Source organism: Kitasatospora gansuensis, from assembly GCF_014203705.1.
Lineage (GTDB): Bacteria > Actinomycetota > Actinomycetes > Streptomycetales > Streptomycetaceae > Kitasatospora > Kitasatospora gansuensis.
The window spans coordinates 7067091-7079225 of sequence record NZ_JACHJR010000001.1 but is presented as its reverse complement, the minus strand read 5'-3'; the positions used below and the strand labels follow the sequence as shown (position 1 = coordinate 7079225).

At 65.0% G+C, this 12135-nt stretch carries 5 protein-coding genes and 3 rRNA genes; 2 read left to right on the top strand and 6 right to left on the bottom strand.

The window, feature by feature from the left end:
• Position 1 precedes the first annotated feature (1 nt).
• The 4 genes from clsA to F4556_RS31890 all read right to left on the bottom strand — a co-directional run bounded on the left by clsA (position 2) and on the right by F4556_RS31890 (position 5855).
• The gene (gene clsA / locus F4556_RS31905) at positions 2-616 is read right to left on the bottom strand and encodes a cardiolipin synthase ClsA (protein WP_184922366.1); all 615 of its coding nucleotides are present in this window, start codon (positions 614-616) and stop codon (positions 2-4) included.
• A gap of 99 nt (positions 617-715) precedes the next feature.
• Positions 716-832, bottom strand: a 5S ribosomal RNA gene (gene rrf, locus F4556_RS31900).
• 88 nt (positions 833-920) lie between these two features.
• A 23S ribosomal RNA gene (locus F4556_RS31895) occupies positions 921-4042 on the bottom strand.
• A gap of 289 nt (positions 4043-4331) precedes the next feature.
• Positions 4332-5855: ribosomal RNA gene (locus F4556_RS31890) — 16S ribosomal RNA — on the bottom strand.
• The 16S, 23S and 5S rRNA genes sit together here, the layout of an rRNA operon.
• A gap of 718 nt (positions 5856-6573) precedes the next feature.
• Here F4556_RS31890 and F4556_RS31885 point away from each other — a divergent pair.
• Together F4556_RS31885 and ptsP are read left to right on the top strand one after the other, a co-directional pair.
• The gene (locus F4556_RS31885) at positions 6574-7023 is read left to right on the top strand and encodes a PTS sugar transporter subunit IIA (protein WP_184922364.1); all 450 of its coding nucleotides are present in this window, start codon (positions 6574-6576) and stop codon (positions 7021-7023) included.
• Positions 7024-7108: 85 nt separating this feature from the next.
• Positions 7109-8779, top strand: coding sequence for a phosphoenolpyruvate--protein phosphotransferase (gene ptsP / locus F4556_RS31880; protein ID WP_184922362.1), 1671 nt, complete (start codon positions 7109-7111; stop codon positions 8777-8779).
• Positions 8780-8841: 62 nt separating this feature from the next.
• Here the strand turns inward: ptsP and F4556_RS31875 are convergent, their stop codons facing one another.
• On the bottom strand, positions 8842-10875 hold the full coding sequence (locus F4556_RS31875) for an acetoacetate--CoA ligase (protein WP_184922360.1): 2034 nt from the start codon (positions 10873-10875) through the stop codon (positions 8842-8844).
• 145 nt (positions 10876-11020) lie between these two features.
• Positions 11021-12058 (bottom strand): hypothetical protein, encoded by a 1038-nt coding sequence (locus tag F4556_RS31870; protein ID WP_184922358.1) that lies wholly within the window; start codon positions 12056-12058, stop codon positions 11021-11023.
• Between the last annotated feature and the right edge of the window lie 77 nt (positions 12059-12135).

The following is a 12135-nucleotide window of genomic DNA, read 5'->3' as shown; positions in this document are numbered from 1 at the left end:
CTCAGCCCGCGGCCGCCGCGGCGTCCGCCTTCACCAGTTGTCTGGCCTGCACCGCGTAGAGGATGCCCGCCCACCAGTAGAGCACCGTTCCCCACCAGATGAACGCCCAACTCACCACGCCGGCCGTGTCGGCCAGCCAGCCCGAGCCGTCACCCAGCAGCAGAAGCGGAAAGCCGTACATCAGATTGAAGGTCGCCGCCTTGCCGAGAAAACTCACCTGCAACGGCCCGTACCGGTGCTTGCTCAGAATCGGCAACAACGCACCGATAAAAACCTCCCGCGCCAGCAGCAACGCGGTGACCCACCACGGCAGAATCCCCCGCCAGGTCAGCCCGACCAGCGTCGACAGCACAAACAGCCGGTCCGCCGCCGGATCCAGGATCTGACCGAGCCGGCTGATCTGCCCCCACCGCCGGGCCAGCTTCCCGTCCAGATAGTCACTGATCCCGCTCAGCATCAGGATGGCGATCGCCCAACCGTCGTTGTTGGGCCCGTCGAACACCGGCCAGAGAATCAGCCACAGGAAGATCGGAACGCCCACCAGCCGGCCCATGCTCAGCAGGTTGGGGATGGTGAGGACGCGGTCGGTCTGGACGCGCGTCTCCTGGACCTCCACTCGGGGGCCTCCCTGTACGGTACGTAAAACGTTGCGGCACTGACCCTACAACAGAAAAGCCCCCCATCCGGTGAGGATGAGGGGCTTCTCTGAATGATTGTTCGGCGGCGTCCTACTCTCCCACAGGGTCCCCCCTGCAGTACCATCGGCGCTATGAGGCTTAGCTTCCGGGTTCGGAATGTAACCGGGCGTTTCCCTCACGCTATGACCACCGAAACACTATGAAACTGTATGACCGCACCACACCCGTGACCAAACGGTGTGGGGTCGTTGTTTCAGAACAACACAGTGGACGCGAGCAACTGAGGACAAGCCCTCGGCCTATTAGTACCGGTCAGCTCCACCCCTTACAGGGCTTCCACATCCGGCCTATCAACCCAGTCGTCTACTGGGAGCCTTACCCTCTCAAGGAGGTGGGAATATTCATCTCGAAGCAGGCTTCCCGCTTAGATGCTTTCAGCGGTTATCCCTCCCGAACGTAGCCAACCAGCCATGCCCTTGGCAGAACAACTGGCACACCAGAGGTTCGTCCGTCCCGGTCCTCTCGTACTAGGGACAGCCCTTCTCAATATTCCTACGCGCACAGCGGATAGGGACCGAACTGTCTCACGACGTTCTAAACCCAGCTCGCGTACCGCTTTAATGGGCGAACAGCCCAACCCTTGGGACCTACTCCAGCCCCAGGATGCGACGAGCCGACATCGAGGTGCCAAACCATCCCGTCGATATGGACTCTTGGGGAAGATCAGCCTGTTATCCCCGGGGTACCTTTTATCCGTTGAGCGACGGCGCTTCCACAAGCCACCGCCGGATCACTAGTCCCGACTTTCGTCCCTGCTCGACCCGTCGGTCTCACAGTCAAGCTCCCTTGTGCACTTACACTCAACACCTGATTGCCAACCAGGCTGAGGGAACCTTTGGGCGCCTCCGTTACTCTTTAGGAGGCAACCGCCCCAGTTAAACTACCCACCAGACACTGTCCCTGATCCGGATCACGGACCCAGGTTAGACATCCAGCACGACCAGAGTGGTATTTCAACGACGACTCCACAACAACTGGCGTTGCTGCTTCAAAGTCTCCCACCTATCCTACACAAGCCGAACCGAACACCAATATCAAGCTATAGTAAAGGTCCCGGGGTCTTTCCGTCCTGCTGCGCGAAACGAGCATCTTTACTCGTAATGCAATTTCACCGGGCCTATGGTTGAGACAGTCGAGAAGTCGTTACGCCATTCGTGCAGGTCGGAACTTACCCGACAAGGAATTTCGCTACCTTAGGATGGTTATAGTTACCACCGCCGTTTACTGGCGCTTAAGTTCTCAGCTTCGCCAACCCGAAGATTGACTAACCGGTCCCCTTAACGTTCCAGCACCGGGCAGGCGTCAGTCCGTATACATCGCCTTACGGCTTCGCACGGACCTGTGTTTTTAGTAAACAGTCGCTTCTCGCTGGTCTCTGCGGCCGGCCCCAGCTCAGAGTGCAAGACTCATCACCAGTTCCGGCCCCCCTTCTCCCGAAGTTACGGGGGCATTTTGCCGAGTTCCTTAACCATAGTTCACCCGAACGCCTCGGTATTCTCTACCTGACCACCTGAGTCGGTTTGGGGTACGGGCCGCCATGAAACTCGCTAGAGGCTTTTCTCGACAGCATAGGATCATCCACTTCACCACAATCGGCTCGGCATCAGGTCTCAGCCTTAATGAGTGACGGATTTGCCTATCACTCGGCCTACACCCTTACCCCGGGACAACCACCGCCCGGGCTGGACTACCTTCCTGCGTCACCCCATCGCTCACCTACTACAGACTTGGTTCAGCGGCTCCACCACGTCCCTTTGTCCGAAGACTCCGGGCCGGCTTCGCGGCTTTAGCATTACCTGGTTCGACGTTGGCGCTTCAAAGCGGGTACGGGAATATCAACCCGTTGTCCATCGACTACGCCTGTCGGCCTCGCCTTAGGTCCCGACTTACCCTGGGCAGATCAGCTTGACCCAGGAACCCTTGGTCAATCGGCGCAAGAGTTTCCCACTCTTGTATCGCTACTCATGCCTGCATTCTCACTCGTGAACCGTCCACAACTGGATTCCTCCGCTGCTTCACCCGGCACACGACGCTCCCCTACCCATCACAGCGGGCGTTGGCCCTATAGCTGCAATGACACGACTTCGGTGGTGTACTTGAGCCCCGCTACATTGTCGGCGCGGAATCACTTGACCAGTGAGCTATTACGCACTCTTTCAAGGGTGGCTGCTTCTAAGCCAACCTCCTGGTTGTCTCTGCGACTCCACATCCTTTCCCACTTAGCACACGCTTAGGGACCTTAGTCGGTGTTCTGGGCTGTTTCCCTCTCGACCATGGAGCTTATCCCCCACAGTCTCACTGCCACGCTCTCACTTACCGGCATTCGGAGTTTGGCTAAGGTCAGTAACCCGGTGAGGCCCATCGCCTATCCAGTGCTCTACCTCCGGCAAGAAACACGTGACGCTGCACCTAAATGCATTTCGGGGAGAACCAGCTATCACGGAGTTTGATTGGCCTTTCACCCCTAACCACAGGTCATCCCCCAGGTTTTCAACCCTGGTGGGTTCGGTCCTCCACGAAGTCTTACCTCCGCTTCAACCTGCCCATGGCTAGATCACTCCGCTTCGGGTCTTGGGCATGCAACTCAGACGCCCTATTCGGACTCGCTTTCGCTACGGCTACCCCACACGGGTTAACCTCGCTACACACCGCAAACTCGCAGGCTCATTCTTCAAAAGGCACGCAGTCACGAGACACACAGCAAGCTGCATGTCCGACGCTCCCACGGCTTGTAGGCACACGGTTTCAGGTACTATTTCACTCCGCTCCCGCGGTACTTTTCACCATTCCCTCACGGTACTATCCGCTATCGGTCACTAGGGAATATTTAGGCTTAGCGGGTGGTCCCGCCAGATTCACACGGAATTTCTCGGGCTCCGTGCTACTTGGGAGAAGCTCAAGTGAGCCGCACAGATTTCGTCTACGGGGGTCTTACCCTCTACGCCGGACCTTTCGCATGTCCTTCGACTATCCATACGGTTTCTGACTCACCGACCGGCCGGCAGACCGATCAAGAACTTTCCCACGACCCCGCTCTGGCAACCCCTGCCGGGTCTCACACCAAAACGGTTTAGCCTCATCCGGTTTCGCTCGCCACTACTCCCGGAATCACGGTTGTTTTCTCTTCCTGAGGGTACTGAGATGTTTCACTTCCCCTCGTTCCCTCCACACACCCTATGTGTTCAGGTGCGGGTGACAGCCCATGACGACTGCCGGGTTTCCCCATTCGGAAACCCCCGGATCAAAGCCTGGTTGACGGCTCCCCGGGGACTATCGTGGCCTCCCACGTCCTTCATCGGTTCCTAGTGCCAAGGCATCCACCGTGCGCCCTTAAAAACTTGGCCACAGATGCTCGCGTCCACTGTGCAGTTCTCAAACAACGACCAGACACCCACCCTCGGCACCCCTTATCGGAATGTCCTCAAGTAGGACCGGCACTGAAGCAACAGCCTTCCGGCCGTTCCCTCAGGACCCAACAACGTGCCCGACACACCCAACCTCGTCAGCTTTACTTTCCACGCACCGAAGTGCAGTACTAGTGAGGCCAACAGACCGTGTGTGCCGAATAGTCAACGTTCCACCCATGAGCAACCGTGTGAGACATTCGCTCACATCCGGCTATGTGCTCCTTAGAAAGGAGGTGATCCAGCCGCACCTTCCGGTACGGCTACCTTGTTACGACTTCGTCCCAATCGCTGGTCCCACCTTCGACGGCTCCTCCCCTTACGGGTTAGGCCACCGGCTTCGGGTGTTACCGACTTTCGTGACGTGACGGGCGGTGTGTACAAGGCCCGGGAACGTATTCACCGCAGCATGCTGATCTGCGATTACTAGCAACTCCAACTTCATGGGGTCGAGTTGCAGACCCCAATCCGAACTGAGGCCGGCTTTTTGGGATTCGCTCCGCCTCGCGGCATCGCAGCCCTTTGTACCGACCATTGTAGCACGTGTGCAGCCCAAGACATAAGGGGCATGATGATTTGACGTCGTCCCCACCTTCCTCCGAGTTGACCCCGGCAGTCTCCTGTGAGTCCCCATCACCCCGAAAGGCATGCTGGCAACACAGAACAAGGGTTGCGCTCGTTGCGGGACTTAACCCAACATCTCACGACACGAGCTGACGACAACCATGCACCACCTGTATACCGACCACAAGGGGGCGACTATCTCTAGCCGTTTCCGGTATATGTCAAGCCTTGGTAAGGTTCTTCGCGTTGCGTCGAATTAAGCCACATGCTCCGCTGCTTGTGCGGGCCCCCGTCAATTCCTTTGAGTTTTAGCCTTGCGGCCGTACTCCCCAGGCGGGGAACTTAATGCGTTAGCTGCGGCACCGACGACGTGGAATGTCGCCAACACCTAGTTCCCAACGTTTACGGCGTGGACTACCAGGGTATCTAATCCTGTTCGCTCCCCACGCTTTCGCTCCTCAGCGTCAGTAATGGCCCAGAGATCCGCCTTCGCCACCGGTGTTCCTCCTGATATCTGCGCATTTCACCGCTACACCAGGAATTCCGATCTCCCCTACCACACTCAAGCCTGCCCGTATCGAATGCAGACCCGGGGTTAAGCCCCGGGCTTTCACAACCGACGCGACAAGCCGCCTACGAGCTCTTTACGCCCAATAATTCCGGACAACGCTCGCACCCTACGTATTACCGCGGCTGCTGGCACGTAGTTAGCCGGTGCTTCTTCTGCAGGTACCGTCACTTGCGCTTCTTCCCTGCTGAAAGAGGTTTACAACCCGAAGGCCGTCATCCCTCACGCGGCGTCGCTGCATCAGGCTTTCGCCCATTGTGCAATATTCCCCACTGCTGCCTCCCGTAGGAGTCTGGGCCGTGTCTCAGTCCCAGTGTGGCCGGTCGCCCTCTCAGGCCGGCTACCCGTCGTCGCCTTGGTAGGCCATTACCCCACCAACAAGCTGATAGGCCGCGGGATCATCCTGCACCGCCGGAGCTTTCCACCAACCCCCATGCAGAGGAAGGTCATATCCGGTATTAGACCTCGTTTCCAAGGCTTGTCCCAGAGTGCAGGGCAGATTTCCCACGTGTTACTCACCCGTTCGCCACTAATCCACTCCGAAGAGCTTCATCGTTCGACTTGCATGTGTTAAGCACGCCGCCAGCGTTCGTCCTGAGCCAGGATCAAACTCTCCGTGAATGTCTACCCGTAATCGGGTAACCACTTCGGAAGAGCGGCACGGCAACCACCGGAATAGGCGGCCCCGCGCACTGCGTCCTCGCTAGTGTTTTACTTCATAAAGGAATCTCCAACCCCACCAAACGGTGAGGCCGGGGATGTCAACATATCTGGCGTTGACTTTTGGCACGCTGTTGAGTTCTCAAGGAACGGACACTTCCTTCGAGTCGCTTATCAGGCGGACCCTCCGGGCGCTTCGTTCGTGTTTCCCAGCTTAGCAGATCCGTTTGCTTCGTTTTAGCCGAAGTTTTGCGAGTCCGTCATCTGGTGTTCATCACCGTCTTGCGGCGACTCGACAAACCATAGCCCTTCCGCAGCGGAGTGCCTAATCGAGCCGCGCCGGACCTCGCCTGCCCCTCACCCGATCGGCCCAGCACGCTGCGCTCACACCCCTCTATGCCGCCCGATCGGCGCGATCGTCGTGGCTCACCCGCATGGCGTAGAGTGCGGCGCGTTGACCAAGAGGACTAGACCACTCGTACCCCAACAAGCCCCTGCCAGCAGGGACGATGACGGTACGCAGCGGCAAACGTGCAGCACGGGCGTCGGACCGCCGGTCGGGACCCGTCCCAGCGGCCGATTACGAAATGTCCGTAGTTGACATGATTTAGGCTTCAGCACGATCACTCCGCCGCTGTCCGCGGCGGCACGCTGTGCTCCGTACCTGGGAGGCTCCACCATGACCACTGTGACCTCGCCGCTGGCTGGTCGCGCCGTCGGGCTCGCCGCGGTGCCCGACCCCGTCTTCGCCGGTGCGATGGTGGGCCCCGGCACCGCCATCGATCCGGTGCGGGAGCCGACCGAGGCGGTCGCTCCGGTGGACGGCGTCGTCGTCTCCATGCACCCGCACGCCTTCGTGGTGGTGGACGCCGATGGCCACGGGGTGCTGACGCACCTGGGCATCGACACCGTTCAGCTCAACGGCGAGGGCTTCGAGCTGCTGGTGGCGAAGGGCGACACGGTCACCCGTGGCCAGGCGGTCATCCGCTGGAACCCTGCCGAGGTCGAGAAGGCCGGCAAGTCGCCGATCTCCCCGATCGTCGCGCTGGAGGCTTCGCCGGACGCGCTGTCCGGGGTGGTCGAGGCCGGTGACATCGCCGTCGACGGCGACCTGTTCATCTGGAACTGACGGACCGAGAAGACGTAACGCGCCGTCCCGCCCCGCGATCCGGGGTGGGACGGCTCGGCCAGTACCCGGGTGAAAGGAACCCACAATGGAACAGGCGCTGCGAGGCGTAGGTGTCAGCCACGGTGTCGCGATCGGCCAGGTCCGGCACATGGGCACGGCCGTGCTGGAGCCGCCGGCCACCCAGATCCCCACTGCGGACGCGCCTCGTGAGCAGGCTCGGGCCCAAGCGGCCGTGGACGCCGTCGCGGCGGACCTGATCGCCCGTGGCAACCTGGCGGGTGGCGAGGCGCAGGCCGTGCTGGAGGCCCAGGCGCTGATGGCGCAGGACCCGGAGCTGATCGCCGACGTGAACCGTCGGATCACCGTCGGCAGCAGCGCCGAGCGGGGCGTGTACGACGCCTTCGCCGCGTACCGGGCGCTGCTCGCCGCTGCCGGGGACTACCTGGCCGGCCGGGTCGCCGACCTGGACGACGTGCGGAACCGGATCGTGGCGCGGCTGCTCGGTGTGCCGATGCCGGGTGTGCCGGACAGCGACGAGCCGTACGTGCTGTTCGCCCGGGACCTGGCGCCCGCCGACACCGCGCTGCTGGACCCGACCCTGGTGCTCGGCTTCGTGACCGAGGAGGGCGGGCCGACCAGCCACAGCGCCATCCTGGCCCGGGCGATGGGCGTGCCCGCCGTGGTCGCCATGCCCGGTGCCACCGATCTGCCCGAGGGTGTCGTGGTCGCGGTCGACGGCTCCACCGGCGAGGTGCTGATCGATCCGTCCGAGGAGAAGCAGGCCGAGCTGCGCCGGGTCGCCGCCGAGCGGCGGGCCGCGCTCTCGTCCTCCTCCGGTCCGGGGCAGACCTCGGACGGGCACAAGGTGCCGCTGCTCGCCAACATCGGCGGCCCAGCGGACCTGCCGGCCGCGCTGGAGAACGGTGCCGAGGGCGTCGGGCTGTTCCGCACCGAGTTCCTGTTCCTGGACGACTCGGCGAAGGCGCCGAGCGAGCAGAAGCAGATCGAGGCGTACCGCAAGGTGCTGGAGGCCTTCCCGGAGGGCCGGGTGGTGGTGCGGGCGCTGGACGCCGGCGCGGACAAGCCGCTGGACTTCCTCACCCCGGCGGACGAGCCCAACCCTGCGCTCGGTGTGCGCGGGCTGCGCACGCTGCTGGAGAACCCCGAGGTGATGCAGACTCAGCTGCGCGCGCTGGCCAAGGCTGCCGAGGGTCTGCCGGTGTACCTCGAGGTGATGGCCCCGATGGTGGCCGACCGGGTGGATGCCCGGGCCTTCGCCGACGCCTGCCGGGAGGCCGGGCTGAAGGCGAAGTTCGGCGCGATGGTGGAGATCCCCTCCGCCGCGCTGCGGGCCCGTTCGATCCTGAACGAGGTCGAGTTCCTCTCGCTGGGCACCAACGACCTCGCTCAGTACACCTTCGCGGCGGACCGCCAGGTCGGTGCGCTGGCCCGGCTCCAGGACCCGTGGCAGCCCGCGCTGCTCGACCTGGTGGCGTTCTCGGCCGAGGCCGCGAAGTCGGTCGGCAAGAGCTGTGGCGTCTGCGGCGAGGCGGCCTCCGACCCGCTGCTCGCCTGTGTGCTGACCGGGCTCGGGGTGACCAGCCTGTCGATGGGCGCGGCGTCGATCCCGTACGTGCGCTCGACGCTGGCGAAGTACACCCTGGCGCAGTGTCAGCGGGCGGCCGAGGCGGCCCGCGCGACGGACACCGCGGACGAGGCCCGGGCCGCGGCGCAGCAGGTGCTGTCCGGCGAGTAGCCCCCAGAACGGAAGCGGCGCTCTCCCCGTGGGGGTGGAGAGCGCCGCTTCGGCGTTTCCGGTCAGGCCCGGCGGTCGCGGCCGAGCTGCTCGAAGAACCGCAGGTGGTCGAGGTTGTCGACGGAGCCGGGGTTGACGGCCTGCTCCAGCGGGGTGCCGGCCAGCAGGCGCTTGACCGGGACCTCGATCCGCTTGCCGGTGAGGGTGTGCGGCAGGCCGGTCACCGCGATCACCTCGTCGGGGACGTGACGGGGTGACAGTTCGGTGCGCAGCGAGCTGCGGATCCGGCCGGTCAGGTCCTCGTCCAGGGTCGCGCCGGGGGCGAGCACGACGAACAGCGGCATCCAGTAGCCGCCCTCCGCCTCCTCCAGGCCGATCACCAGGGACTCGGTGATCTCGGGGAGCCGCTCGACCACCTCGTAGATGTCGGCGGAGCCCATCCGGACGCCCTGCCGGTTGAGGGTGGAGTCGGAGCGGCCGTGGATCACCACGGTGCCGCGCGAGGTGACGGTGATCCAGTCGCCGTGCCGCCAGACGCCGGGGTAGGTGTCGAAGTAGCTGTCGTGGTAGCGGCTGCCGTCCTTGTCGCCCCAGAAGCCGATCGGCATCGAGGGCAGCGGCTGGGTGACGACCAGTTCGCCGACCTGGTCGGTGAGCGGGTGGCCGCTGACGTCCCAGGCCTCGACGGCGGAGCCGAGGCAGGGGGCCTGGATCTCGCCGAGGTAGACCGGGAGGGTGGGGACGCCGCCGACGAAGCAGGAGCAGACGTCGGTGCCGCCGCTGACCGAGGCGAGCCAGACGTCCTGCTTGACCTCGTCGTAGATCCACTGGAAGCCGTCGGGGGGCAGCGGCGAACCGGTGGTGCCGATGCAGCGGACGGCGGAGAGGTCGAGGTCGCGGCCGGGGTGCAGGTCGGCCTTGCGGCTGGCGATGACGTACGCGGCGGAGGTGCCGAGCACGTTGGCGCGGGTGCGGGCGGCGACCGACCAGAGGGCGCCGGTGTCGGGGTGGCCGGGGCTGCCGTCGTAGGTGACGATCGTGGATCCGACCAGCAGGCCGGCGATGAGGAAGTTCCACATCATCCAGCCGGTGGAGGTGTACCAGAAGAACCGGTCGTCGGGGCCGAGGTCGAGGTGCAGGCCGGCCTGCTTGAGGTGCTCGACCAGGATGCCGCCCTGGCTCTGCACGATGGGCTTGGGCAGGCCGGTGGTGCCGGAGGAGTAGAGCACCCAGAGCGGGTGGTCGAACGGGACGGGCTCGAAGACCGGCTCGCCCGCTCCCGATGTTGCAGTGGCGGCGGTCAGCGCGCTCCAGGGCAGGGTGCCCGCGGGGGCCTCGGTGCCGAGCAGCGGGACGTGCACCACGGTCTGCAGGGAGGGGAGCTCGCGGCGCAGTTCGGCGACCACCTCGCGGCGGTCGTGGTTCTTGCCGCCGTAGTGGTAGCCGTCCACGGTGATCAGGGCGACGGGTTCGAGCTGCTGGAAGCGGTCGAGCACGCTGCGGGCGCCGAAGTCGGGGGCGCAGCTGGTCCAGACGGCGCCGACGGCGGCGGTGGCCAGCAGGGCGACCACGGCCTCCGGGATGTTCGGCAGGTAGCCGGCCACCCGGTCGCCCGGGCGGATGCCCTGTTCACGCAGGGCGGCGCTCAACGAGCCGACCTGGCGGCGGAGTTCGGCCCAGCTGAGCTCGGTGGGCGGCTCGCCGCTCTCGTCCAGGTGGAGGATCGCGGGCTTGCCCCGGTAGCTCTCTTCCTCGCCGCGGCGGAGGGCCTCGGCGGCGTAGTTGAGGCGGGCGCCGGGGAACCAGCGGGCGCCGGGCATGGAACGGTCGGTGAGCACGGCCTCGGGCTCGGTGCTGAACCGGACGTCGAACCACTCGGTGACGGCGCCCCAGAACCGGGGCAGGTCCTCGATGGACCAGTCGTGCAGGGCGGCGTACCGGGCGGCGGCCTCGTCGTCGCTGCCGGTGGGCGCGAGCGGGGCGGCGGGGGCGCCGTGGTGTTCGGCGGCCCAGGCCTGGAAGGCGACGATCTGGGTGGCGGCGGCGCGAGCGGGGTCGGGCCGCCAGAGCGGCTGGTCCTGGGGTGGGGTGCTCACGGTGGTGGTCTCCCGGCCGGTCGGTGGGGACGGGACCGGCTTGTGGCGGCCCGCCCCGGAGTGGAGCTGACGGTGCTGGACTCTGCCATGTGATCGTCCCGGACGCCAGGGTGGACCGTCCCACCCGAAGGCCGCTGATGGCCCGTCAGGACGTGACGTGTGCCAACACCGCCTCGGAGCTGGTGATCCTGCTGCTCACGCGGTGCTTCACCACGCTCAGCGGCCCGAGGCCCGACAGTGCGCCGATGAGCTCCTCGGGGGTCGGGGTGGACGACTCCGTCGCGCTCACCGCGATGGTGTAGGTCCTGAGCAGGTGCTGGGGCTGAAGGTCACCGAGTGACGCCAGATAGCGGACCGGTACCGAGTCCCGGGGGGTCGGCGGGGGGCCGTCCGGTCGGCCGAGGACGAGTAGCAGATCGGCCCCCTCCGTCGCGAGCCGCAGGCTGCTGCGCCGGTCCGACATCACGTAGCACCACTCGCTGGGATGCTGGCCCCGGAGCAGCGGGAACTGATCGCGCAGGGCCCGGAGCAGCGGGGTCACGTCCTCGATCGGCGCACAGGGGCGGATCACGAACGACAACCGACTGCCGTCCAGGTCCCCGAGCCGCGTCAGGTCCGCCATCTCCGCCACCGTCACACAGCCCTCGGGGTCGGCCGCTGCCGGACGGTCCTGCCGGTGGCCGTTCGCGTGGCCGAGCAGCAGGACCGTGTCCCCCCGCTCCCGGAACCTCCGCGCCGAGGCCCAGGCCCTGCTTGCCTTGGCACACTCCGCGGCCCGGGCTCCCGGTACGCGGATCTCCCGTCGGCCTCTCCCCCGCTCGGGCCAGGCCGGCAGGATGACCCGCCGGGTCCTCAGCACCGCCGACCACTCGTCGACGCATTCCCGCGCGAGGTCGGCGTACCGTTTCCGCGCGGCGACGGCCAGGCCCACCGCCCGCCCGTCCGGGTCCAGATAGCTGACCGTGGGAACCGAGGCCGTGCCTGGTCCGCCGGACGTGAGCGGCTGCTCCAGCGGAGCCAGCCCGGCGCGAACGCCCCGGTCTGTCAGCCAGGCACGCAGGAGCGGCGCCGCGGGACAGTCCATCCGACCGCGGCCGGGATGCACGACGCTCGTCGCCACCACCACGTCGTCGGGCAACTCCTCACTGGTTGTCAGTTGCTCGGACATACGGGTGCGGTTCATCGGTGCCTTCCACCTGAAAATCGGCCACGTCATATGACACAAGCATGATCTTCGATCGCTCGGCAATGCTTTCGCTC

What these genes read in the sequence shown, in the direction of transcription:
- F4556_RS31885 (WP_184922364.1), top strand. Translation starts at nt 6,574, where the DNA reads ATGACCACTGTGACCTCGCCGCTGGCTGGTCGCGCCGTCGGGCTCGCC.
- ptsP (WP_184922362.1), top strand. Translation starts at nt 7,109, where the DNA reads ATGGAACAGGCGCTGCGAGGCGTAGGTGTCAGCCACGGTGTCGCGATC.
- F4556_RS31870 (WP_184922358.1), bottom strand. Translation starts at nt 12,058, where the DNA reads ATGAACCGCACCCGTATGTCCGAGCAACTGACAACCAGTGAGGAGTTG.